Genomic DNA, 23,588 nt, shown 5'->3' on the forward strand with positions numbered 1-23,588 from the left:
CGCGCTCCCGGCGGGCGGATGGCAGGCTTGAGGTCTGCCGTGTGAGCGTCGACCCCGGAGCGCCGGCCGTGGATCAGTTGGCCCTGCTGTTCGTCCTGCTGCTCGGGGCCCTGGTGAGCGTGCCGGTGGGGGACAGGTTCGGGGTGCCGGCGCCGGTGCTGATGACGCTGTTCGGCGGGGCCCTCGCGGTGGCCGACTTCGTGCCCGATGTGAGCATCCCGCCCGAGCTGATCCTGCCCGGGCTGCTGCCCCCGCTGCTCTACGCCGCCGTGCGCCGTACCTCCTGGCGGCAGTTCGCGGCCAACATCCGGCCGATCCTCCTGCTGGCCGTCGCCCTGGTCTTCGTGACGACGGTGTGCGTGGCGTACGTCGCAGGCGCGATCGTGCCCGGGCTGTCGATCGCCGCCGCCGTCACCCTGGGCGCGCTTATCGCCCCGCCCGACCCGGTCGCCGCGACCAGCGTCGCCGGACAACTCGGGCTGCCGCGCCGACTGGTGTCGATCCTGGAGGGCGAGGGGCTCTTCAACGACGTCACGGCCATCGTGCTGTACCACGTGGCCGTCGCCGCGGCGGTGAGCGGCAACTTCTCGGCCTGGCAGGCCGGGCTGGACCTGGTGCTGTCCGGCGTGGTCGCGGTGGTCGTCGGGCTGTTGCTCGGCTGGGGCGCGAACAAGCTGATGGACCTGCTGGGCGATCCGACCCTGCAGATCGGCATGACCCTGCTGGTGCCGTACGCCTCCTACGTGCTCGCGGAGAAGCTGCACGGTTCCGGGGTGCTCGCGGTGCTCACCACGGCGCTCTTCCTCTCCGAGTACGCCACCGGCGCCGACGACGTGATGACCCGGCTGGCCGGGCACACCTTCTGGGACATCATCGGCACCCTCGTCACGGGGGTCGCCTTCGGGCTCATCGGTCTGGAGCTGCACAACGCCATCCGTACCGCCCAGGGCCGCTGGGGCGAGCTGCTCGGCTGGGCCGCCGCCGTCGTGGGCGTGGTGATCGTCGTCCGGTTGTTGTGGCTGCTGCCCGCGACCTGGCTGACCAAACGGCTGCACGCCCGGCGGGACTACGACGAGGAGATCCCGGTCAGCTGGCGGGAGACCGTCGTGATGTGGTGGTCCGGGATGCGCGGGGTGGCCTCGGTGGCGCTGGCGCTGGCCGTCCCGCTGAAGACCGACGACGGCTCGCCCTTCCCCGACCGTGACGAGATCATCTTCATCGCCTTCGGGGTCATCATCGTCACGCTGGTGCTCCAGGGACTCACCCTGCCGTCGCTGGTGAAGGGGCTCGGGGTGCGGGCCGACTCCGAGCGGGAGAAGGAGTTCGAGAAGGAACTGGCGGTGCGCGCGGCGAAGGCGGCGAAGCGCAGGCTGCGGGAGATCGAGCAGGTGGAGGACCTGCCCGAGGACCTGGCGGAGCAGATGCTGCGGCGCGCCTTCGACATCGGCATCCGGATCAGCCCGGACATGGGCGAGGAGGAACGGCGGGAGGCACAGCACCAGCGGGCCAGGCGGCTCAAGCGGATCCGGCGCATCCAGAACGAGATGATGAGCGCGGCCCGGCACGAGGTACTGGCGGCGCGCAGCGAGCCGGGGGCGGATCCGGAGATCGTGGACCGGGTGCTGCGGCATCTGGACGTACGGAGCCTGCGGTGAGCCGTTCCGAGTCCGAGGGCAGCGGGCGCAAGCGCTTGCGCGCAGGGGTGGCGTATTCGTCGTACGAATGTGTGGTGCCTGTGGAAAACTCCGGCGCCGCTCGGCGAAGCGTGCCTACTCTCGGATCATGACGCGCAACATCGTGATCAGCGGGGGCGGTACGGGCATCGGGCTGGCGACCGCCCAGGCCTTCGCGGCGGACGGGGACCGGGTGCTGATGCTCGGGCGGCGGGCCGAGGTGCTGGAGAAGGCAGGGGTGCCCGGTGCGCTTACGTATGCGGCTGACCTCTCCGAGCCCGATCAGGTCCGCGGGGTGGCCCGGTTCGTGGCAGCGGAGCTGGGTACGGTCGATGTCCTGGTGCACGGCGCGGGCGGCGCCGGACATCTGGAGCCGCCGGCGGGCAGCGACGACCCCCTGGACCGCGTGGCCCATGACTGGACGGTCAACTTCAGACAGAACGCCCTGACGGCCGCGCTCCTCACCGAGGCTCTGAAGAGCCGGCTCGCCGAGCCCGGCGGACGGGTGCTGTTCGTCAGCTCCATCGCCGCCTACCGCGGTTCGGGAACCGGCGCCTACGCGGCGGCCAAGGCCGGGCTGCATCCGTACGCCCACGACCTGGCCCGGGAGCTCGGCCCGCGCGGCATCACCGTGAACGTGGTCGCGCCGGGGTATGTGGAGGACACTGAGTTCTTCGGGGACACCATGGACGAGGCCCGGCGGGCGCGGCTCATCGGTGACACGCTGACCGGCCGGGCCGGGAGACCGGGAGACGTGGTGGCGACCCTGCACTGGCTGGCCTCGCCCGGCGCCGGGCACGTCACCTCACAGGTGATCCAGGTCAACGGAGGCGCGGAGCGCGGTCACTGACGCGGCGCGGGCCCGTCCGCGGCGGCTCGGGCGCGGTCGCACCGGCACCGGCTGGCACCATGGCCTCATGAACATCATGCTCTTTCATTCGACCTACGGCCTCAGGCCCGCGGTGCGCGAGGCCGCGGACCGGCTGCGCGCGGCGGGCCACGAGGTGTGGACGCCGGACCTCTTCGAGGGGCGCACGTTCGACACCGTCGAGGAGGGCATGGCGTACCGGGAGGAGATCGGCAAGGACGAGCTGCTGAAGCGGGCCGTGCTGGCGGCGGCGCCGTACTCCGAGCGCGGGCTCGTGTACGCGGGCTTCTCGCTCGGCGCCTCGATCGCCCAGACCCTGGCTCTCGGCGACGACAAGGCGCGCGGGCTGCTGCTCCTGCACGGCACGTCGGACATCGCGCCGAACGCGCAGGCGGACGAGCTGCCGGTGCAGCTGCACGTGGCGGAGCCGGACCCGTTCGAGACGGACGACTGGCTGAGCGCCTGGTATCTCCAGATGGGCCGGACGGGCGCGGACGTGGAGGTCTACCGGTACGCCGGCGCCGGACACCTGTACACCGACCCCGAGCTGCCGGACTACGACGCCGAGGCCGCCGAGGCCACCTGGCGGGTGGCGCTCGGCTTCCTCGACAGCCTGGAGAACGCGTAGGGATCACGCGCAGGCGCACGCCCTACACGGGGTCGTAGGTCCGCTCGACCTTCTGGGTGCCGCTGCGGGTGCGGTACGAACGCTCCCACGCCGAGGTCGCGTCGGGGTCGGTGCGGTCGGACAGCACGTAGTAGTCCATCTGCGCGCGGTCGGCGGTGATGTCCAGCACGCCGTAGCCGTGCCGGTCGGTGTCGACCCAGTGGACGTGCCGGTTGGCCACCTCGATGAGCGGCGCGGCGACCGCGGAGACCGTGCCCTCGGGGACCTTGACGATGTCGTCGAGGTTGTCGGAGGTCACCGAGGTGATCACGAACTCGGTGGCCGCCGACGGCGACAGCGGGTAGGTGCCCGCGTCCACCGGCACGTCGTTGGCCCAGGCCATGTGGATGTCACCGGTCAGGAAGACGGTGTTGCCGATGGCGTTCGAGCGGAGGTGGTCGAGGAGTTCGCGGCGGTCGTGGGTGTAGCCGTCCCACTGGTCGGTGTTGACGCCTATGCCGTCCTGCGGCAGGCCGAGCAGCTTGGCGAGCGGCTTGAGGAGGTCGCCGGTGAGGGAGCCGACGACGAAGGGGGCGATCATCACCGAGTTGCCGACCAGCCGCCACTTCGTGTCGGAGGCCTTCAGACCTGCCTTCAGCCAGTCGAGCTGGGCGCGCCCGGTGATGGTCCGGTCCGGGTCGTCCACCGAGCCGCTGCCCGTGGACGCCTGCTGAGAGCGGAAGGAGCGCAGGTCCAGCAGGGACAGCTCGGCGAGCTTGCCGAAGCGCAGCCGCCGGTAGGTGGTGCCCTCGACGGCGGGGCGGACCGGCATCCACTCGAAGTAGGCCTGCTTGGCGGCCGCCTTGCGGGCGGTCCAGGTGCCCTCGGCGCCCTCGGTGTGGTTGACCGCACCGCCCGACCAGGCGTTGTCGGCGAACTCGTGGTCGTCCCAGATCGCGATGACCGGCGCCTTCAGATGCAGGGCCTGCAGATCGGGATCGGTCTTGTACTCGCCGTGCCGTGTCCGGTAGTCGGCGAGTGTGATGATCTCGTGGGCGGGTGCGTGCGGGCGGACGACCGTGCCGCGGGCCGCGTACTCGCCGGTCTTGTACTCGTAGATGTAGTCGCCGAGGTGCAGCCAGGCGTCCAGGTCGCTGCGGGCGGCGAGGTGGCGGTAGGCGGTGAAGTAGCCGGCCTCCCAGTTGGCGCAGGTGACCACGCCGAACCGCAGCCCGGACACGGCCGCGTCCGCCGCCGGGGCGGTGCGGGTGCGGGCGACCGGGGAGTCGGTGCCGCCGGCCGAGAAGCGGAACCAGTAGTCGGTCGCCGGCTCCAGGCCGCGGATGTCGGCCTTCACGGTGTGGTCGCCGGCGGCGGTCGCCGTGGTGGATCCCTTGGCGACGACGGCCGTCAGCGCCTTGTCCCTGGCGACGACCCAGCTCACCTCGGTGTCCGGACCGAGCCCGGAGCCCGGTACCGCCTCCGGGCTCGGAGTGATCCGGGTCCACAGCAAGATGCCGTCGGGCAGGGGGTCACCGGAGGCGACGCCGTGCAGGAAGGCGGGGGCCCGGTCGGCGGCGCGCGCCGGGAGGGCGGCGAGCGGGCCGGCCAGCACAGCGGACGCCGCCGCGGCCTTGACGACCGTACGGCGGCGGGGAGAGCAGGAGCCGAGGCCTTCGGCGGCCGGAAATGATCTTGATCGACTGGTCACGACCGATCAGGTTACTGATCGGTACGAACGACGGAGCGGGCGAACTCCCGATGTTCGCCCGCTCTTCATGTGAATGCCGGATTCCGCCCGGACGTCAGCCCTTGAGGGCCGCGTCGAGCGCCGTGTTGAAATCGGCCACGGTCATGGGCGGGTTCTGGTGGTCGGGGCCTGTCAGCGTCTTGCCGTCCATCTTCAGGGTCGGGGTGCCCTTGATGCCGTCCTTGTCGAAGATCTTGGACTCCTCCAGCGCCCACCGGTCGAAGGTGCCGTCCTTCACGTCCTTCTGGAACGCCGCGTTGCCCTTCAGAGCGGGCACCGTGTCGGCGATCTTGATCAGATAGGCGTCGTCCTTGAACTTGTCGTCCTGCTCGTCGGGGTGCCACTTCGTCGAGTACATCGCGGCCTTGTACTCAAGGAAGGCCTCGGGGCTGACGTTGAGGGCGGCGCCCAGGGCGCTGAGCCCGTTCTTGGAGCCCACGCCCGGCAGGTTCTTGTCGAGGAAGGTGGCACCGACGTAGTGGAGCTTGAACGTGCCGTCGTCGATGCCCTTCTTCACCGTTGTGCCGACCGTCTGCTCGAACTGCGCGCAGACCGGGCAGCGCGGGTCCTCGTAGATGGTGAGGGTCTTCTTGGCGGTGCTCTTGCCTATGACGACGGTGGTGCCGTCCGAACCCGTGGTGTTGGCCGGCTTCACGAGCGGCTTGGTCTTCGCGGCGTCCCACCCGGTGGGCTTGTTGGCCTGGACGACGGCGTAGCCGATGCCGCCGGCCGCGGCCAGCACGGCCACGACCGAGGCGGCCACGATGACCTGCCGCCTGGCCTTGTCGCGCTTGGCCTGCCGCTCGCGCTCCTGGCGCAGCCGCTCCCTTGCCGCCGTCTTCGCCGACTGGCTGTTCCGCTTGCTCATGGTGGTGATCTCCGTGTGGGACGCGCACATGCCGTACGCGGGATACGTGTGGGGGACTGGGTGTGCTTAGGTCTCGCCGCTCAGCCGGCGGCGAGGGCGGGGGAGCACGGCGGTCCACGCCGTCCCAGGGAGTGAACGAGAAGCCGGTCACGGGCGGCGGTCCGGCGCGGGGCCGGGCGCGGCAGCCGGCGGACCGGGGCCGGCCGTACGGCGACCGAGGCCACCGCCAGCAGCAGCGGCCGGAAGGTGGTGGCGGCGACCGCGCGCAGCAGCTGCACCAGCGCCCGCTCGCCCCGGCGCAGCCAGGCGGCGGCCAGCAGGCCCACGCCGACGTGCGTGGCGAGCAGCAGCCAGGCGGCCGCCGGGCTCGCGTGCGCGAGCAGCGCCTCGGGGCGGCCTTGAGCCCCGGCCATCCGGGCCAGCGGGCTGCCGACGGCACCGCCCTGGCACAGCACGTCGAAGCCGAAGGCGCGCAACGGGCCCGCGACCGGGCCGCCGGCCCGGCCGTAGCAGGCGTGCTGGCCCGTGGTGAACACCGTGTCGGCGGTCAGCTCCAGCGGGATCAGCAGGGCCGCGATCCGGCCGAAGCCGCGCTCGCGGCCCGCCAGCGCGTACGCGGCGGCGAACACACCGGCGAAGACCGCCAGCACCGTGCCCACCGGCAGCGGAGCCTGGGACAGCAGCACGTGCGACGCGGTGCTGAGCGTCACGACGAAGGCCGTGAACAGCGCCGCGCGCACGGCTCTGAGCTGGGTCCCGGATATGTCCATAGCGAGAGAAGAGTCTGTCACGTACGTGAGTAAGCGACCCCTAAAGAGTGCCTGTGAGTACGCGAAGGTTACAGCCCCGGAATCCGGCCGTTGCGGAACAGGTCGACGAAGATCTGGTGGTCGGCACGCGCGCGTGCGCCGTAGCCGTGCGCGAAGTCCACCAGGAGCGGTGCGAAGCCCTCCTCGTCGGCCGCGAGGGCCGCGTCGATGGCCCGCTCGGTGGAGAACGGCACGAGGGACTCGCCGGAGGTGTCGTCCGCCGCCGCGTGCATGGTCGCCGTGGCCCGGCCCAGGTCGGCGACGACCTGCGCGATCTCCTCGGGGTCGTCGATGTCGCCCCAGCCCAGGTCGACGGCGTACGGCGAGACCTCGGCGACCAGCTGGCCCGCGCCGTCCAGCTCGGTCCAGCCCAGCCACGGGTCGGCGTGCGCCTGCAGAGCGCGCTGGGAGATCACCGTGCGGTGGCCCTCGTGCTGGAAGTACCCGGCGATGGCCGGATCCGTGATGTGCCGGGAGACGGCCGGGGTCTGGGCCTGCTTGACGTAGATCACGACATCGTTCTCCAGGGCGTCGCTGTGGCCCTCCAGAAGGATGTTGTACGACGGCAGCCCGGCCGACCCTATGCCGATGCCGCGGCGGCCGACGACGTCCTTCACGCGGTAGGAGTCGGGCCGGGCCAGCGAGGAGTCCGGCAGGGTCTCCAGATAGCCGTCGAAGGCGGCCAGCACCTTGTAGCGGGTCGCGGCGTCCAGCTCGATGGAGCCGCCGTCCGGCGCGAAGCGGCGCTCGAAGTCGCGGATCTCCGTCATCGACTCCAGCAGCCCGAAGCGGGTCAGCGAGCGGGCGTCACGCAGCGCGTCCAGCAGCGGACCCTCCGCGGTGTCCAGCGTGAACGGCGGCACCTCGTCGCTCTTGGCGCCCGTGGCCAGGGCGTGGATGCGCTCGCGGTACGCGCCCGCGTAGATCCGCACCAGCTCGGTGATCTGCTCGTCGCTCAGCGCCTTCGCGTACCCGATGAGCGCGATCGACGCCGAGAAGCGCTTCAGGTCCCAGGTGAACGGGCCGACGTAGGCCTCGTCGAAGTCGTTGACGTTGAAGACCAGGCGGCCGTTGGAGTCCATGTACGTGCCGAAGTTCTCCGCGTGCAGGTCGCCGTGGATCCACACGCGCGAGGTGCGGTCGTCCAGGAATGGACCACCGCGCTTCTCCGCGTCCAGGTCGTGGTAGAAGAGGCACGCCGTGCCCCGGTAGAACGCGAACGCCGAGGCCGCCATCTTCCGGAACTTCACCCGGAACGCGGCCGGGTCGGCGGCCAGGAGCCGGCCGAAGGCGGTGTCGAAGACGGCGAGGATCTCCTCGCCGCGCTGCTCGTCGTCGAGCGGGTGGACCGACATCGCGGGGTGCCTCCTGGAGCGATTATCTGTACGACAGCGTTTCTGTCGTCTTCAACGGGCGACGCCACGCGGGAGTGCCCGGTTCCCGCCTGAAGGTACGCGGGAGTGCCCGCCGAGTGTCAGTGGCGAGGCATAGACTTCCCGCTGACCCCAGAACTGTTCGCCCGCCCCATGCCCAGTGTTTTCCGTCGGAGGCCATACCGTGTCAAAGCCGCCCTTCACGCACCTGCACGTCCACACGCAGTACTCGCTGCTGGACGGTGCCGCGCGGCTCAAGGACATGTTCAACGCCTGCAACGAGATGGGCATGACCCACATCGCCATGTCCGACCACGGCAACCTCCACGGGGCGTACGACTTCTTCCACTCCGCGAAGAAGGCCGGGATCACCCCGATCATCGGGATCGAGGCGTATGTCGCCCCCGAGTCCCGGCGCAACAAGCGCAAGATCCAGTGGGGCCAGCCGCACCAGAAGCGCGACGACGTCTCCGGTTCCGGCGGTTACACCCACAAGACGATGTGGGCGGTGAACAAGACCGGTCTGCACAACCTCTTCCGTCTCTCCTCCGACGCCTACGCCGAGGGCTGGCTGCAGAAGTGGCCGCGCATGGACAAGGAGACCATCGCGCAGTGGTCCGAGGGCATCGTCGCCTCCACCGGCTGCCCCTCCGGCGAGGTGCAGACCCGCCTGCGCCTCGGCCAGTTCGACGAGGCACTCAAGGCCGCCGCCGACTACCAGGACATCTTCGGCAAGGACCGGTACTTCCTGGAGCTGATGGACCACGGCATCGACATCGAGCACCGGGTCCGCGACGGCCTGCTGGAGATCGGCAAGAAGCTCGGCATCCCCCCGCTGGTCACCAACGACTCGCACTACACGTACGCGCACGAGGCCGGCGCCCACGACGCCCTGCTGTGCATCCAGACCGGCAAGAACCTCTCCGACCCGGACCGCTTCAAGTTCGACGGCACCGGCTACTACCTGAAGTCCACGGACGAGATGTACGCCATCGACTCCTCGGACGCCTGGCAGGAGGGCTGCGCCAACACGCTCCTCGTCGCCGAGATGGTCGACACCGACGGCATGTTCGAGAAGCGCGACCTCATGCCCAAGTTCGACATCCCCGAGGGCTACACCGAGGTCACCTGGTTCAAGGAGGAGGTCCGCCGCGGCATGGAGCGCCGCTTCCCCGGCGGCATCCCCGAGGACCGCCAGAAGCAGGCCGACTACGAGATGGACGTCATCATCTCGATGGGCTTCCCCGGCTACTTCCTCGTCGTCGCCGACTTCATCATGTGGGCCAAGAACAACGGCATCGCGGTCGGCCCCGGCCGAGGCTCCGCGGCCGGCTCGATCGTCGCCTACGCCATGGGCATCACCGACCTCGACCCGATCCCGCACGGCCTGATCTTCGAGCGGTTCCTCAACCCCGAGCGCATCTCGATGCCCGATGTCGACATCGACTTCGACGAGCGCAGGCGCGTCGAGGTGATCCGGTACGTGACCGAGAAGTACGGCGCCGACAAGGTCGCCATGATCGGCACCTACGGCACCATCAAGGCCAAGAACGCGATCAAGGACTCCGCGCGCGTGCTGGGCTACCCGTACGCGATGGGCGACCGCATCACCAAGGCCATGCCCGCCGACGTCCTCGGCAAGGGCATCCCGCTGTCCGGCATCACCGACCCCAGCCACCCGCGCTACAGCGAGGCCGGCGAGGTCCGCGGGATGTACGAGAACGAGCCGGACGTGAAGAAGGTCATCGACACCGCGCGCGGTGTGGAGGGCCTGGTCCGGCAGATGGGCGTGCACGCCGCCGGCGTCATCATGTCCAGCGAGACCATCACCGAGCACGTCCCGGTGTGGGTGAGGCACACCGACGGCGTGACCATCACGCAGTGGGACTACCCGAGCTGTGAGTCGCTCGGCCTGCTGAAGATGGACTTCCTGGGCCTGCGCAACCTCACGATCATGGACGACGCGGTCAAGATGGTGAAGGCCAACAAGGGGATCGACATCGACCTCCTGGCCCTCCCGCTCGACGACCCGCAGACCTTCGATCTGCTCCAGCGCGGCGACACCCTCGGCGTCTTCCAGTTCGACGGCGGCCCCATGCGCTCGCTGCTGCGTCTGATGAAGCCCGACAACTTCGAAGACATCTCCGCCGTGTCGGCCCTGTACCGCCCGGGCCCGATGGGCATGAACTCCCACACGAACTACGCGCTGCGCAAGAACAAGCAGCAGGAGATCACGCCGATCCACAAGGAGCTGGAGGAGCCCCTCGAAGAGGTCCTGGCGGTCACCTACGGCCTGATCGTCTACCAGGAGCAGGTGCAGAAGGCCGCCCAGATCATCGCGGGCTACTCGCTCGGCGAGGCCGACATCCTGCGCCGCGTGATGGGCAAGAAGAAGCCGGAGGAGCTGGAGAAGAACTTCGTCATCTTCCAGGCCGGCGCCCGCAAGAACGGCTACAGCGACGAGGCCATCCAGGCCCTGTGGGACGTGCTGGTCCCCTTCGCCGGCTACGCGTTCAACAAGGCGCACTCCGCCGCGTACGGCCTGGTGTCGTACTGGACCGCCTACCTGAAGGCGAACCACCCCGCCGAGTACATGGCCGCCCTCCTCACGTCCGTCAAGGACGACAAGGACAAGTCGGCCGTCTACCTCAACGAGTGCCGCCGCATGGGCATCCGGGTGCTCCCGCCGAACGTCAACGAGTCCGAGGCCAACTTCGCCGCCCAGGGCGACGACGTGATCCTCTTCGGCCTCTCCGCCGTCCGCAACGTCGGCACCAACGTCGTCGAGTCGATCATCAAGTGCCGCAAGGCCAAGGGGAAGTACGCCTCCTTCCCCGACTACCTCGACAAGGTCGAGGCGGTGGTCTGCAACAAGCGCACCACCGAATCGCTGATCAAGGCCGGCGCCTTCGACACCATGAACCACACCCGCAAGGGCCTCATGGCGCAGTACGAGCCGATGATCGACAACGTCGTGGCGGTCAAGCGCAAGGAGGCCGAGGGGCAGTTCGACCTCTTCGGCGGCATGGGCGAGGAGACCAGCAGCGAGCCCGGCTTCGGGCTCGACGTGCAGTTCACCGACGACGAGTGGGACAAGACCTATCTGCTCGCCCAGGAGCGGGAGATGCTCGGTCTGTACGTCTCCGACCACCCGCTCTTCGGCCTGGAGCACGTACTGTCCGACAAGGCGGACGCCGGCATCGCCCAGCTGACGGGCGGCGAGCACGCCGACGGGGCCGTGGTGACGATCGGCGGCATCATCTCGGGCCTCCAGCGCAAGATGACCAAGCAGGGCAACGCCTGGGCGATCGCCACCGTCGAGGACCTCGCCGGCTCCATCGAGTGCATGTTCTTCCCGGCGACCTACCAGCTCGTCTCGACCCAACTCGTCGAGGACGCCGTGGTGTTCGTCAAGGGCCGCCTCGACAAGCGCGAGGACGTGCCCCGGCTCGTCGCCATGGAGCTGATGGTCCCGGACCTGTCCAACGCGGGCACCAACGCGCCGGTGATCCTCACCATCCCGGCCACCAGGGTCACTCCGCCCATGGTCAGCCGGCTCGGCGAGATCCTCAGCCACCACAAGGGCGACAGCGAGGTCCGGATCAAGCTCCAGGGCCCGCGCAAGACGACCGTGCTGCGCCTGGACCGGCACCGGGTCAAGCCCGACCCGGCGCTCTTCGGTGACCTGAAGGTGCTGCTCGGCCCCTCCTGCCTGGCGGGCTGAGGCGACAGAGACGGACAAGGGGCGCACCCGCAACGGGTGCGCCCCTCGTCATGTGCCTGGGCTCAATCGCCCTTTATGCAGATGTCAGTTGTGGCCGAACCGCTTCTGCCGGCCCTTGCGCGCCACGTCCGCAGGCGTCGACATGTGGGATATCCGCTGCTCCGCCTGCTGCTCCAGGGAGGAATGCTGGGCCTCCTGGTGGCTGCGCTCGGTCTGCGGGGCCTGCTGCTTGCGGTCCTGCTTCTTGTTCTTGGCCATGGTGATCTGCCTCCTGTGGGGGATCTAGGGGCCAGGGCCGGAATCAGATTCACATACGCTGACATCCATCGCATGTCGGATAATTACCGTGTGTGACAGGGCAGCTGGAGGCACGCGCTCCGCCAGCGCCACGCCGAAGATCGAGTTCCGACCGTTAACCTCCGCGTGGTCGGGCAGACTCGAAGGAAGTCACTGAGCAAAGCCTCCCGGGAAGAGGGTGAGTCGCGTGGACCGCTGCATCGTCCTGGTGGACGCCGGATATCTGCTGGGCGCAGCCGCCAGCCTCCTCGCCGGTGAGCCCTCGCGATCCCGGATCACCGTCGACCACACCGCGCTGATCCAGGCGCTGCGCGACCGCGCGGAGGCCGAGACCGAGCGCCCGCTGCTGCGCATCTACTGGTTCGACGGCGCCCCCGACCGCGTCCCCCAGCCGGAGCACCGCCGACTGCGCGTGATGCCCCGGGTCACCGTCCGGCTCGGCGCCCTCACCCGCAGCGACGGCCGCTGGGCACAGAAGGGCGTGGACGCCGCCATGCACGCCGAGCTGACCGAGCTGGCCCGCAACCGCGCCTGCTCCGACATCGTCCTCGTCACCGGCGACGGCGACCTGCTGCCCGGCATGATGGCCGCCAAGGAGCACGGCGTCGCCGTCCACCTGTGGGCCGTCCAGGCCGCCGACGGCGACTACAACCAGTCCGAGGACCTGGTCGCCGAGGCCGACGAGCGGCGCGTGCTGGACCGGGCCTGGATCACCCAGGCCGTCCGCGCCAAGGAGCTGACCGGCGTCTGCGCCCCGCCGCCCGCGCCCCGCCCCGAGATCGCCGCGATCCTCTCCGCGCCGCTGCCCGAGTCCGCGCTCGCCGCGGCGGCCGAACGCCCGGCCGGGCAGGGCGCACCGCAGAACGCCGCCGGGTCGGCCAACGGCACCCAGGAGCGGGCCGCCGCACCCAAGGGCGTACCCACCCCCAAGGACCTCGCCGCCCTGCGCGCCCCCGGCGCCCAGCCCGTCCAGCACCCCGCGACCGCGACCCTGCGCTGGTCCTCCGACAAGGGCTGGGTGGACCGGCCCGGTGTGGTCCCCGAGCCGCCCGAGGCCGCCGCCATGCCGACGCTGGCCCAGCTCACCACGGCCGAGCAGCGCTGGGCCGACCGGGAGGAGGACATCACCACCGTCGGCGGCGACCCGTACGAGGTGGGCCAGGTCTTCGCCCGGCGCTGGATCTCCCGGCTCGGCGACCAGGGCCATCTGCAGAAGCTGTCGCAGATGTATCCGCGCGTCCCGCACCGCATCGACGGGGAGCTGCTGCGCTACGCGGCCCGGTTCGGACTGCTCGCCCACAAGGACGACCAGATCGACGAGCACGACCGTTACGCCATCCGGGCGGGCTTCTGGCGGGAGATCGACGTGCCCGCGGCCACCGAGAGTGCTTCGGCGGGGGAGTGAGCCGGGGGTCCGCTTACCGTTCACGTACGGAAGTGGCCCCAAAGGCGAGTAAAGGCCCCGGACCCCGTACCCTCGTCCTTTGTGAACACGCGCGCGGTACAGGCCCTTCGGCATGACGAGGTCGTACGCGTGCGCGGACTCGCCAAGACCTATCCGGCCGTCAAGGGACGGCGCGGTACGCCCGGCACGCCCGAGGTCCGGGCCACCGACGAGGTCGAGCTGACGGTCCGGCGCGGCGAGGTCTTTGGGCTGCTCGGGCCGAACGGCGCCGGCAAGTCCACCCTCGTCCGGCAGCTCACCGGACTGCTGCGGCCGGACTCCGGCAGCGTCGAGATCCTCGGCCACGACATCGTGCGGCACCCCGAGCGCGCCGCGCGCCTGCTCGCCTACCTCGGCCAGGAGTCCTCCGCGCTGGACGAGCTCACCGTCTCCCTCGCCGCCGAGACCACCGGACGCCTGCGCGGCCTGGACGTGCCGCGGGCGCGGGCCGAGCGGGACGCCGTACTGGAGGAGCTGGGGCTCACGCCGATCGCCGGGCGGGCGCTGAAGAAGCTGTCCGGCGGGCAGCGGCGGCTCGCCTGCTTCGCGGCCGCCCTCGTCGGGGAGCGCCCGCTGCTCGTGCTGGACGAGCCGACCACCGGCATGGACCCGGTGGCCCGGCGCGCGGTGTGGGCGGCCGTGGACCGGCGCCGCGCCGAGCGCGGCACGACCGTGCTGCTCGTCACCCACAACGTCATCGAGGCCGAGACCGTCCTCGACCGCGTCGCCGTCATCGACCGGGGCCGGGTCATCGCCTGCGACACCCCGGCCGGGCTGAAGGAACAGGTCGCCGGCGAGGTGCGGGTCGAGCTGGTGTGGCGGGAGCGGGCGCCGCTGGAGGTGCCCGAGGTGGCCGCGCTGCGCGAGCGCGCGGTGGAGTCCGGCCGGCGCTGGACGCTGCGGCTCGCGCCCGAGGAGGCCCGCGCCGCCGTCGCGACCGTGACCGGCGGGGCCGCCTTCGCCGCCCTGGACGACTTCACGCTCGCCACGCCCAGTCTGGAGGACGTCTACCTGGCGCTCGGCGGTGCGGCCCGGCAGGGGCTGGTGAAGGCATGAGCGCACGGGCCGCGGAATGCGTATCGGTCGTAGGGGTGTACGGGGTGTACGCGACGGCCGTGGCGAGGACGGCCGTGGGGAAGCCGGCTGTAGGGAAGAGGAGCAGCTCGACGTGAGTGTCGTACCCGCCGAGGTTCTGCCGGGCGGTGCCCCGGCCGTGCCCGAGACGGCACGGGACACGGACGGACTCGGCCCGTCCGCGCGGCTGTGGCCGTCGCTGGCGGCCGTCTACCGGGCGCAGCTGTCCCGGGCCCGGGTGGCGAGGATCCCGCTGCTGTTCGTGGCGACCTTCCAGTCCGTGGGCATCACGGTGATGATGCGCGGGGTCGTCGGCAGCGGGAGCGAGGCCCAGTCCGTGGTGGCCGGGTCGTCGGTGCTGGTCGTCGCGTACGTCGCGCTGAACCTGCTGTCGCAGTACTTCGGGCAGTTGCGGGCCAGCGGCGGGCTCGACCACTACGCCACCCTGCCGGTGCCGCCGGCCGCGGTGGTGCTCGGCGCGGCAGCCGCCTACGCCTCCTTCACCGTGCCCGGGACCCTCGTGACGGCCGTCTTCGGGTGTGTGCTGTTCGGGCTGCCGTTGTCCAACCTGTGGATCCTGCTGGTCGTGATCCCGCTCGCCGGAGCCGCGCTGTCCGGGCTCGGCGCCGCCTGCGGGCTGCTCGCGCCCCGGCCCGAGCTGGCCACGCTGCTCGGGCAGCTGGGCATGTCGGCGGCGCTGCTGCTCGGGGTGCTGCCGGCCGACCGGATGCCGGAGATCGTCCGGCTGGCGCGCGATCTGCTGCCGTCGACGTACGGCGTGGAGGCGTACGCCCGGACGTTCGGCGACCGTCCGGACTGGGCCGTCGTCCTCGCCGACCTGGGGGTGTGCGCCGGGGTCGGGGTGGTCTCGCTGGCCGTGGCGACCTGGGCGTATCGCAGGGCCGCCGTCCGGTGACGCGGCGCACAGCGCGACCTGGCACGATGTCAGGGTGACCGCACCGCTGACTCCGCCACCGCCACCGCACGACGACTCCGCGCACCAGGTCCGGCAGGCCCCGCCCGCCGGGGCGCCGGGCGTGGGCACGTACGAACAGGACGGCCCCGGGATGAAGACCGAGTTGCGGGAGGCCGCCGTGATCACGGTGGCCGTGGCGCTGGGCGGTGTGCTGCTGGGGCTGCTGTGGTGGTGGCTGGCCCCGCATGTGCCGCTGGTCGGCGACGAGATCGACAAGAGCTGGGTGGTCTACCTCAAGGACAGCGAGGGTGAGCAGGCCATCGGGGTGGACGGCACGTTCACCCTGCTGGCGCTGGGCTTCGGGCTGGTCAGCGGGCTGATCGTGTTTCTGCTGCGGCGGCGCGGGGGTGTACCGCTCGTGGTGGCGCTGGGTGTCGGCGCGTTGCTCGGGTCGCTGCTGGCCTGGTGGCTCGGGATGACGCTCGGGCCCACCTCCGACGTGATCGCGCACGCGAAGGCAGCGGGGAAGGGGGTCACCTTCTCGGCGCCGCTGAAGCTCGGAGCGAAGGGTGCGCTGTTGGCTTGGCCGCTTGCCGCACTGGTCGTTCACCTCGGGCTCACGGCACTGTTCGGGCCTCGCGACCCCGAGCCGCCGTACCCGCCGGGACCGGTGGCCCGGGACCCTTACGGGGCACCGCCGGCGTAACCCCGCCGTGAGGCCGTCGGCCTCGTCCGGCTCGGCGCCGCTGAAGCTCGGAGCGAAGGGCGCGCTGTTGGCTTGGCCGCTTGCCGCACTGGTCGTTCACCTCGGGCTCACGGCACTGTTCGGGCCTCGCGACCCCGAGCCGCCGTACCCGCCGGGACCGGTGGCCCGGGATCCTTACGGGGCACCGCCGGCGTAACCCCGCCGAGAGGCCGTCAGCCTCGTCCGACAGGCGCCAGCACCGCCCCCGTCAGTGTCGCCAGGTCCTTCGGCGACACCTCCACCTCCAGCCCCCGCCTGCCCGCCGACACGCAGATGGTCTCGTGGGCCTCCGCCGAGTCGTCCAGTACGGTCGGCAGGCGTTTGCGCTGGCCCAGGGGGGAGATGCCGCCGCGGACGTAGCCGGTCGTCCGTTCCGCGAGGACCGGGTCGGCCATGGTCGCCCGCTTGCCGCCGACCGCTGCCGCGAGGGCCTTCAGGTCCAGGGAGCCGGAGACCGGGACGACGGCCACGGTCAGGGTGCCGTCCACGTCCGCGACCAGGGTCTTGAAGACGCGGTCCGGGGAGACGCCCATCGCCTCGGCCGCCTCCTCGCCGTAGGAGGGGTGGGCGGGGTCGTGGTCGTAGGCGTGGACGGTGAAGTCGACGCCGGCCGCGGTCAGGGCGACCGTCGCGGGCGTGCCCCCGGACTGCTGCTTCTTCTGCTTCTTCGCCATCCGGCTTCCTCAGTTCAGGCTTGTCGGCGTCCGCGTCAGCTCGAACGCGGGCAGCGACGGCAGACTACGGATGATGGCCGTCTCGGCGCGCAGCAGTTTCAGCTCGTCGCGCAGGCGCGAGGCGGTGTCCGGGGCCTGCAGCAGCCGCTGTTTGGTCGGTGTGTCGTGGACCATCGCCGCCGCCACCAGATACGACACCACGCTGGGGTCGTCCGGCAGTTCCGCACCCGAGGACAGCGAGCGCTCCCGGGCGCCGGCCAGGCGCTTCTGGTACTGCCGGAAGGAGCGCAGGACCCCTTCGGCGAGGGCGCCCGCCTCGTCGCCCGGCTCCTCCGCCAGCTCCTCCAGCTCCGCCGTGAGGAACGGGCCCGAGGCGTCGACGGAGAGCAGCCGTACCCGGGTCGTGCCCGTCGCCAGCACCTCGAAGGTGCCGTCGGCCCGCTCCCGGATCGTCGCCGCGTCCGCCACACAGGCCACCGAGTGGAAGGCCCCCCGCGGCTCCGGGCCGAAGCCCGCGGCCGGGCCGCGGTCGGGCTGTGCGGTGGGGTCCGGCATGCCGGGGGCGCTCGGCGCCACCTCGTAGCCGTCACGGATCGCCACGACGGCGAACCGGCGCGGCGTGTCCTCAGGGGTCTTCAGCAGCTCGCGCATCATGGCGCGATAGCGCTCCTCGAAGACGTTGAGCGGCAGCACGAGTCCCGGGAACAGCACTGTGTTCAGCGGGAAGAGCGGGAGACGGACGGTGGTCACGGCGCCCCAGCCTAGTGGTCACCGGCGTGAACGTGTCCGCCGTGCCCGCCGGGCGGCGCGGGGAGCAGGGGCGTGAGCCCCGCGGGGAGCGGGAACGGACCGGGCGACAGCAGATGCTCGCGCAGCCGCAGGAAGTGCCCGAGCGGATCGTCGGAGAACCGGTCCCAGGGGAACGACGTGGCGTACGGGCCGATCAGCGCGAGCTGGGCGCGCGCGTCCTCCCAGCGCTCCAGGCGGATCAGGACGTACAGGAGCTTGTTGCGGATCCCGGCCGGCCACGGGTCGCCCGCGGGGAAGTGCGCCGACAGGGCGAGCGCGCGGTCGGCCGCGGCGTCCAGCCGGGCGCGCGGCACCTCGGGGCCGCAGCCGTCGGTCAGATAGCCGAAGGCCGCGCGGGCCGGCAGTGCCTGGAGCAGCGAGTCGGCCGGGGCGTCCTGCGCGGCCCGGTCGGCGAAGTCGAGGCACTCGCGGTGCGCGCCGTGCCAGGACGCGGCCAGATAGCGCAGGGCGGCCACATGGCAGCCGTGGTGGTGCGGGGCCCGCCGGACCGCCGCCTCCCACAGCTCCTCGACATAGCGGTGCCCGGCCCGGGAACCACGCGCGTGGTCCAGCGCGATCCGCCAGGGCACCGGATCGCGGTCGTCGGCGCGGGCGGCCGCCGTGATGAGCGGGCTCACCTCGCGCAGCAGCTCGGCGCGGGCCGGCGAGGGCCAGACGCGGTCCACCGCGAGCTGCGCCCCGACCAGCAGCGCGCCGGGGTCCTGCGGAGCGGTCGTACGCCAGGCCTCGAACCACTCGGGGCGCGAGCGGGCGAATGCGGCCAGGTGCCGTACGTACCGGTCGTGGTTCTCCCAGGCGGCCGTGGCGCGGGTGGCGGCCAGCAGGCCGGCCGCCGCGTCGTACTCGCCCCGGCCGGCCGCGACCAGCGCGGGGGAGAGGCGGTCGTCGGGCGCGTCGAGCACGACCTCGTCCCCGGCCGGGGTCCGTCCGGCCGGGCGCGCGAAGCGTTTGTTCATCCGGGCGCAGCGGATGAACGAGGGCAGCGGAACCATGGTGCCGACCATTGAAAGTCCGCAGGTCGGGGGCGCGCCAGAGGGTTCGGGCAAGTCGTGGAAAGTTGTACGGTGCGTGGTCAAGGAGCGGTAAAGGCGAAAGCGCGGCAGCGCATCGACCGTGCGCCGCAGCCCCACCCGGCCCGGCCGTGCCGTCCGCTCAGTTCCGCCGCAGCAGCCGCGTCGCCCCCGCCGCCACCGTCGTCGCGAGTATCCAGCCCAGCAGGATCATCGCGCTCTCCAGCCACTCCCAGACGCCGTGGAGCTGCCACGCGCCGGCCTGGCCCAGGTCGATCACGGGCAGCAGCAGGTCCAGTGTGAACAGGGCCGGGCTCCAGTACGGACGCCCGTCGTGGTTCGCCGGTGCGTGGTCCGCGTGGGTGAACGCGAGCGTGCCGGCCGCCCACAGCACCGCCATCCACACCGCGGCCCGGCCCGGACGGTAGCCATAGGCGACCGTCCAGTCCTGGACATACCCCAGGACCTTGGCGGCCGGCGGCAGCGTCTCGCGGCGCCGGCGCTGCTTGGCGAGCAGCACCTCGCGCGCGTCCTCGTCCTCGCCGGCCGCGCGCAGCACCGCCGCCAGCCGCTCGTACGGCTCCGGGGCGTACTCCGCGGTGGCCGCCGTGATCCACTCCAGCCGCCGGGTCAGCGGGAAGGGACCCTGCGGCACCAGGTTCTCGTAGACGAAGCCGCCCATGTGCAGATTGCCGGCGTCCGGCCAGGCGCCCGCGCGGTCCACCAGGTTGACGATCCGTGCCCCGGACAGCACGACCTTGCCGCGCTGCGGCTTGTCCCCGAGGAAGCGCAGCTCGGGCGAGTGCACCCGGCGCAGCGACAGCTCCTGGTCGTCGGTGAGGGTGAACCGGGCCCGCTCCAGGTCGACGGCGTCCCCGAACCGCCCGTCGTCCAGGCGTATCCCGCCCCGGCATTCGAAGCGCTGGATCCGTGTGCCGCGCGCGGGAGTCGTGCCGCTCAGCAGCGGGCTGCCCACGCCGGCCGGGGTCAGGTACAGGGTGCGCTCGACGGTCAGCTGGGGTGCGTTCAGGGCGAGCCGGGCGTAGGGATTGGCGAGTTTCGCGCCCCGCAGGCTGAGCGACACGCCGACCTTGGCGCCGCGCAGGCTCAGCTCGCCGTGCGATTCCAGCAGCTCCGCCTGGAGGTCCTGGCCGACGGTCATGCCGTCCCCCGCGATCGACCGTCCGCTGCGGTCGCGGTACACGATCGCCTGGTTGAGCAGCAGATCGGTGCCGATGTGCGCGTCGGTCAGCCGGATCCCGTTCTGGAAGCGGCAGCGCGGCAGATGCAGATCGCCCTCGGTGTGCACCCGGGCCGCCTCCAGCCGCGGGACCGCGCAGTCCACCAGTCGCAGGGTGGTGAACCGGGCCTCCGGCAGCCGTACCTCGTCGTCGAAGCGGCAGTCGCGCAGCTCCACGTACGGCGTGACCGTGCCGCCCGCCAGCTCGATCGTGCCGGTGATCCGCACGCCGACGAGCTTCAGCGCGGACACCCGGCCCGCGAGCGCGGGCGGCCCGTCCAACAGCAGCCAGCACACGATCCGCGCCCGCACGGTCCGCTCGGGACCCCACGGATGCCCGCCGTGCGGATCGTCCACGACGGCGTCCCCGCTGCTCAGGTCGTACACGCTGCCGTTACGGAAGGCCTGCCACATGCCCGCCTCGGCCGCGGTCAGCTCGTCCGGCACGTCCCCGGCGTCCGCTGCGACGAAGCCGGCCCCCTCGGTCACCGTCGTACCCCCTCCCCTCACCGATCAGGACTTTTCGTACAACCGTTCATGCCCGTTCAGTGACGGATGGAACACCAGTGGTGAAGGGGATCTTCCGAATTCGGCCACGTTCTGTATCAGCCATTGATACGCGCGCACGGCTCCCGACCCCGGTCTGAGAGAATTGAGTCCGTGATCTCCCGAATCGATCTGCGCGGCGACGCCCTTCCCGAGGGCCCCGCCCTGCGCGACCTGCTGCCCCGAGCCGACTTCGACGTTCAGGCCGCCCTGGAGAAGGTGCGTCCGATCTGCGAGGCCGTGCATCATCGTGGCGACGCGGCGCTGATCGACTTCGCCGAGAAGTTCGACGGAGTACGGCTGGAATCCGTCCGCGTGCCGGCTCAGGCCCTCACCGACGCCCTCAAGGCTCTCGACCCCGCCGTGCGTGCCGCGCTGGAGGAGTCCATCCGCCGCGCCCGCCTGGTCCACCGCGAGCAGCGCCGCAGCACGCACACCACCCAGGTGGTGCCCGGCGGCTCGGTGACCGAGAAGTGGGTGCCGGTCGAGCGTGTCGGGCTGTACGCGCCCGGCGGCCGCTCGGTGTACCCGTCCTCCGTGATCATGAACGCCGTACCGGCCCAGGAGGCCGGCGTCGAGTCCATCGCGCTCGCCTCCCCGCCGCAGGCGGACTTCGGCGGTCTGCCGCACCCGACGATCCTGGCCGCGTGCGCCCTGCTCGGGGTGGACGAGGTCTACGCCGCGGGCGGCGCCACCGCCGTCGCGATGTTCGCGTACGGCACCGAGTCCTGCGCCCCCGCCAACATGGTCACCGGCCCCGGCAACATCTGGGTGGCGGCCGCCAAGCGCTTCTTCACCGGCAAGATCGGCATCGACGCCGAGGCCGGCCCGACCGAGATCGCGATCCTCGCCGACGACACCGCCGACCCGGTGCATGTGGCCGCGGACCTGATCAGCCAGGCCGAGCACGACCCGCTGGCCGCCGCCGTCCTCGTCACCGACTCCCCGGAGCTGGCGGACGCGGTGGAGAAGGAGCTGGAGCCGCAGGTGGCGGCCACCAAGCACATCGAGGACCGGGTCGTGCCCGCCCTCAAGGGCCGGCAGTCCGCGATCGTCCTCGTGGACGGCCTGGAGGAGGGCCTGCGGGTGGTCGACGCGTACGGCGCCGAGCACCTGGAGATCCAGACCGCCGACGCCGTGGCGGTCGCCGACCGGGTCAGGAACGCGGGCGCGATCTTCATCGGCCCCTGGGCCCCCGTCTCGCTCGGCGACTACGCGGCCGGGTCCAACCACGTCCTGCCCACCGGCGGCTGCGCCTGCCACTCCTCGGGCCTGTCCGTCCAGTCCTTCCTGCGCGGCATCCACATCGTGGACTACACGAAGGACGCGCTCGCCGACGTCGCCCACCACGTGGTGACGCTGGCGGAGGCGGAGGACCTGCCGGCGCACGGCGCGGCGATCAAGGCACGTTTTGCCGGAGGCGAACAAATCGGACGCAGCGGGTGGAAGGTTCCGACGAGCAAGTGACACGCATCGACGATCTCCCCGTACGGGACGAGCTGCGCGGCAAGTCCCCTTACGGCGCGCCCCAGTTGGACGTCCCCGTACGGCTGAACACCAACGAGAACCCCTACCCGCTGCCCGAACCGCTGGTCGAGCGGATCGCGGAGCGGGTCCGGGAGGCCGCCCGCGACCTGAACCGCTACCCCGACCGGGACGCGGTCCAGCTGCGCACCGAGCTGGCCGCCTACCTGACGAAGACGGGCAAGCACCCCCTCGGCATCGAGAACGTCTGGGCCGCCAACGGCTCCAACGAGGTCATCCAGCAGCTGCTGCAGACCTTCGGCGGACCGGGTCGTACGGCGATCGGCTTCGAGCCGTCGTACTCGATGCACGCGCTCATCGCGCGCGGGACGGGCACCGGCTGGATCTCGGGTCCGCGGAACGAGGACTTCACGATCGACCTCGCGGCGGCCGTCGAGGCCATTGCCGAGCACAAACCCGACGTCGTCTTCATCACCACCCCCAACAACCCCACCGGCAACGCGGTCCCGCCGGAGACGGTCCTCGCGCTGTACGAGGCGGCCCAGGCGGCCAAGCCGTCGATGGTGATCGTGGACGAGGCGTACATCGAGTTCAGCCACGGCGACTCGCTGCTGCCGCTGCTTGAGGGCCGGCCGCACCTCGTCATCTCCCGCACGATGTCGAAGGCGTTCGGCGCGGCGGGCCTGCGCCTCGGCTACCTCGCCGCCGACCCGGCGGTCGTGGACGCCGTCCAGCTCGTCCGGCTGCCGTACCACCTGTCGGCGATCACCCAGGCGACCGCCCTGGCCGCCCTGGAGCACACCGACACCCTGCTCGGTTACGTCGAGCAACTGAAGGCGGAGCGGGACCGGCTCGTCGCCGAACTGCGCGCGATCGGCTACGACGTCACCGAGTCCGACGCCAACTTCGTGCAGTTCGGCCGGTTCGAGAACGCCCACGAGGCCTGGCGGAAGATCCTCGACCGGGGCGTCCTGGTCCGGGACAACGGCGTACCGGGATGGCTGCGGGTGTCCGCCGGCACCCCGGAGGAGAACGACGCGTTCCTCGACGCGGTACGTGAAGTCAAGAAGGAGCTTGAGGCATGAGCCGCGTTGGACGCGTGGAGCGCACCACCAAGGAGACCTCGGTCCTGGTCGAGATCGATCTCGACGGCACCGGACGCACCGACATCGCCACCGGCGTCGGCTTCTACGACCACATGCTCGACCAGCTCGGCCGGCACGGTCTGTTCGACCTGACCGTGAAGACCGACGGCGATCTGCACATCGACTCCCACCACACCATCGAGGACACCGCCCTCGCGCTCGGCGCCGCCTTCAAGCAGGCGCTCGGCGACAAGGTGGGGATCTACCGCTTCGGCAACTGCACGGTCCCGCTGGACGAGTCCCTCGCCCAGGTGACCGTCGACCTGTCCGGCCGCCCGTACCTCGTGCACACCGAGCCCGAGAACATGGCGCCGATGATCGGCGAGTACGACACCACGATGACCCGGCACATCCTGGAGTCCTTCGTCGCCCAGGCGCAGATCGCGCTGCACGTGCACGTGCCGTACGGGCGCAACGCGCACCACATCGTGGAGTGCCAGTTCAAGGCCCTCGCCCGGGCGCTGCGCTACGCCTCCGAGCGCGACCCGCGCGCGGCCGGCATCCTCCCCTCCACGAAGGGCGCGCTGTAA

20 protein-coding genes and 1 pseudogene are annotated in these 23,588 nt (G+C 71.3%); 12 read left to right on the forward strand and 9 right to left on the reverse strand.

From position 1 onward, the window contains the following. The first annotated feature begins 68 nt into the window (after window positions 1–68). The 3 genes from O1G22_RS30855 to O1G22_RS30865 all read left to right on the forward strand — a co-directional run bounded on the left by O1G22_RS30855 (window position 69) and on the right by O1G22_RS30865 (window position 3,169). Entirely contained in the window at window positions 69–1,655 is a 1,587-nt protein-coding gene (locus O1G22_RS30855) for a Na+/H+ antiporter (RefSeq protein ID WP_270086596.1), read from the forward strand. Window positions 1,656–1,782: 127 nt separating this feature from the next. Next, a complete protein-coding gene (locus O1G22_RS30860) occupies window positions 1,783–2,523 on the forward strand; it encodes an SDR family NAD(P)-dependent oxidoreductase (RefSeq protein WP_270084310.1) in 741 nt (246 codons plus the stop codon). Between the two features lie 67 nt (window positions 2,524–2,590). Further along, window positions 2,591–3,169 carry a dienelactone hydrolase family protein gene (locus O1G22_RS30865; RefSeq protein WP_225096682.1) on the forward strand — a complete coding sequence of 193 codons (579 nt, stop codon included), beginning with the start codon at window positions 2,591–2,593 and terminating at the stop codon, window positions 3,167–3,169. A 22-nt stretch (window positions 3,170–3,191) separates the two neighbouring features. Here the strand turns inward: O1G22_RS30865 and O1G22_RS30870 are convergent, their stop codons facing one another. The 4 genes from O1G22_RS30870 to O1G22_RS30885 form a co-directional block, all read right to left on the reverse strand. Next, window positions 3,192–4,859 (reverse strand): alkaline phosphatase D family protein, encoded by a 1,668-nt coding sequence (locus O1G22_RS30870; protein WP_270084311.1) that lies wholly within the window; start codon window positions 4,857–4,859, stop codon window positions 3,192–3,194. Window positions 4,860–4,953: 94 nt separating this feature from the next. Further along, a complete protein-coding gene (locus tag O1G22_RS30875; protein WP_270084312.1) occupies window positions 4,954–5,766 on the reverse strand; it encodes a DsbA family protein in 813 nt (270 codons plus the stop codon). An 80-nt stretch (window positions 5,767–5,846) separates the two neighbouring features. Then, window positions 5,847–6,536 (reverse strand): hypothetical protein, encoded by a 690-nt coding sequence (locus tag O1G22_RS30880; protein ID WP_270084313.1) that lies wholly within the window; start codon window positions 6,534–6,536, stop codon window positions 5,847–5,849. A gap of 68 nt (window positions 6,537–6,604) precedes the next feature. Beyond that, a complete protein-coding gene (locus tag O1G22_RS30885) occupies window positions 6,605–7,930 on the reverse strand; it encodes a DUF2252 domain-containing protein (RefSeq protein ID WP_270084314.1) in 1,326 nt (441 codons plus the stop codon). Window positions 7,931–8,132: 202 nt separating this feature from the next. Between O1G22_RS30885 and dnaE the strand changes: the two genes are divergently transcribed. Further along, window positions 8,133–11,672, forward strand: a complete 3,540-nt coding sequence (gene dnaE / locus O1G22_RS30890; RefSeq protein WP_270084315.1) for a DNA polymerase III subunit alpha — start codon at window positions 8,133–8,135, stop codon at window positions 11,670–11,672. A gap of 84 nt (window positions 11,673–11,756) precedes the next feature. Here the strand turns inward: dnaE and O1G22_RS30895 are convergent, their stop codons facing one another. Continuing rightward, window positions 11,757–11,930, reverse strand: coding sequence for a hypothetical protein (locus O1G22_RS30895; protein WP_270084316.1), 174 nt, complete (start codon window positions 11,928–11,930; stop codon window positions 11,757–11,759). A 226-nt stretch (window positions 11,931–12,156) separates the two neighbouring features. Here O1G22_RS30895 and O1G22_RS30900 point away from each other — a divergent pair, with 226 nt between their 5' ends. From O1G22_RS30900 to O1G22_RS30920, 5 genes and pseudogenes are all read left to right on the forward strand, one after another. Next, window positions 12,157–13,374: an NYN domain-containing protein gene (locus tag O1G22_RS30900; protein ID WP_270084317.1), complete on the forward strand. Its 1,218-nt coding sequence runs from the start codon at window positions 12,157–12,159 to the stop codon at window positions 13,372–13,374. 81 nt (window positions 13,375–13,455) lie between these two features. Beyond that, on the forward strand, window positions 13,456–14,469 hold the full coding sequence (locus O1G22_RS30905; protein ID WP_270084318.1) for an ABC transporter ATP-binding protein: 1,014 nt from the start codon (window positions 13,456–13,458) through the stop codon (window positions 14,467–14,469). A 112-nt stretch (window positions 14,470–14,581) separates the two neighbouring features. After that, window positions 14,582–15,403 carry an ABC transporter permease gene (locus O1G22_RS30910; protein WP_270084319.1) on the forward strand — a complete coding sequence of 274 codons (822 nt, stop codon included), beginning with the start codon at window positions 14,582–14,584 and terminating at the stop codon, window positions 15,401–15,403. Between the two features lie 34 nt (window positions 15,404–15,437). After that, the gene (locus tag O1G22_RS30915) at window positions 15,438–16,109 is read left to right on the forward strand and encodes an AAA family ATPase (protein ID WP_270084320.1); all 672 of its coding nucleotides are present in this window, start codon (window positions 15,438–15,440) and stop codon (window positions 16,107–16,109) included. Between the two features lie 31 nt (window positions 16,110–16,140). Then, window positions 16,141–16,305 (forward strand): annotated as a pseudogene (locus O1G22_RS30920) (DUF2567 domain-containing protein); the annotation flags it as partial. Window positions 16,306–16,321: 16 nt separating this feature from the next. On the opposite strand, the gene ybaK reads toward O1G22_RS30920, so the two are convergent. From ybaK to O1G22_RS30940, 4 genes are all read right to left on the reverse strand, one after another. Next, on the reverse strand, window positions 16,322–16,822 hold the full coding sequence (gene ybaK / locus O1G22_RS30925; protein ID WP_270084321.1) for a Cys-tRNA(Pro) deacylase: 501 nt from the start codon (window positions 16,820–16,822) through the stop codon (window positions 16,322–16,324). A 9-nt stretch (window positions 16,823–16,831) separates the two neighbouring features. Next, window positions 16,832–17,572, reverse strand: coding sequence for an LON peptidase substrate-binding domain-containing protein (locus tag O1G22_RS30930; protein ID WP_270084322.1), 741 nt, complete (start codon window positions 17,570–17,572; stop codon window positions 16,832–16,834). A gap of 11 nt (window positions 17,573–17,583) precedes the next feature. Next, window positions 17,584–18,636 (reverse strand): hypothetical protein, encoded by a 1,053-nt coding sequence (locus tag O1G22_RS30935; protein ID WP_270084323.1) that lies wholly within the window; start codon window positions 18,634–18,636, stop codon window positions 17,584–17,586. Between the two features lie 148 nt (window positions 18,637–18,784). Then, window positions 18,785–20,371 (reverse strand): oxidoreductase, encoded by a 1,587-nt coding sequence (locus tag O1G22_RS30940; RefSeq protein WP_270084324.1) that lies wholly within the window; start codon window positions 20,369–20,371, stop codon window positions 18,785–18,787. 171 nt (window positions 20,372–20,542) lie between these two features. Between O1G22_RS30940 and hisD the strand changes: the two genes are divergently transcribed. From hisD to hisB, 3 genes are read left to right on the forward strand one after another with little or no spacing between them, the layout of a single operon-like run. Next, the gene (hisD, locus tag O1G22_RS30945; RefSeq protein WP_270084325.1) at window positions 20,543–21,895 is read left to right on the forward strand and encodes a histidinol dehydrogenase; all 1,353 of its coding nucleotides are present in this window, start codon (window positions 20,543–20,545) and stop codon (window positions 21,893–21,895) included. Then, window positions 21,892–22,998, forward strand: a complete 1,107-nt coding sequence (locus O1G22_RS30950) for a histidinol-phosphate transaminase (protein ID WP_270084326.1) — start codon at window positions 21,892–21,894, stop codon at window positions 22,996–22,998. Before hisD ends, O1G22_RS30950 begins: the two co-directional genes overlap by 4 nt. Beyond that, window positions 22,995–23,588, forward strand: a complete 594-nt coding sequence (gene hisB / locus O1G22_RS30955) for an imidazoleglycerol-phosphate dehydratase HisB (protein ID WP_030783530.1) — start codon at window positions 22,995–22,997, stop codon at window positions 23,586–23,588. Before O1G22_RS30950 ends, hisB begins: the two co-directional genes overlap by 4 nt.

It is taken from the genome of Streptomyces camelliae, assembly GCF_027625935.1.
Lineage (GTDB): Bacteria > Actinomycetota > Actinomycetes > Streptomycetales > Streptomycetaceae > Streptomyces > Streptomyces camelliae.

What these genes read in the sequence shown, in the direction of transcription:
- O1G22_RS30860 (WP_270084310.1), top strand. Translation starts at nt 1,783, where the DNA reads ATGACGCGCAACATCGTGATCAGCGGGGGCGGTACGGGCATCGGGCTG.
- O1G22_RS30865 (WP_225096682.1), top strand. Translation starts at nt 2,591, where the DNA reads ATGAACATCATGCTCTTTCATTCGACCTACGGCCTCAGGCCCGCGGTG.
- O1G22_RS30875 (WP_270084312.1), bottom strand. Translation starts at nt 5,766, where the DNA reads ATGAGCAAGCGGAACAGCCAGTCGGCGAAGACGGCGGCAAGGGAGCGG.
- O1G22_RS30880 (WP_270084313.1), bottom strand. Translation starts at nt 6,536, where the DNA reads ATGGACATATCCGGGACCCAGCTCAGAGCCGTGCGCGCGGCGCTGTTC.
- O1G22_RS30885 (WP_270084314.1), bottom strand. Translation starts at nt 7,930, where the DNA reads ATGTCGGTCCACCCGCTCGACGACGAGCAGCGCGGCGAGGAGATCCTC.
- O1G22_RS30895 (WP_270084316.1), bottom strand. Translation starts at nt 11,930, where the DNA reads ATGGCCAAGAACAAGAAGCAGGACCGCAAGCAGCAGGCCCCGCAGACC.
- ybaK (WP_270084321.1), bottom strand. Translation starts at nt 16,822, where the DNA reads ATGGCGAAGAAGCAGAAGAAGCAGCAGTCCGGGGGCACGCCCGCGACG.
- O1G22_RS30935 (WP_270084323.1), bottom strand. Translation starts at nt 18,636, where the DNA reads ATGGTCGGCACCATGGTTCCGCTGCCCTCGTTCATCCGCTGCGCCCGG.
- hisB (WP_030783530.1), top strand. Translation starts at nt 22,995, where the DNA reads ATGAGCCGCGTTGGACGCGTGGAGCGCACCACCAAGGAGACCTCGGTC.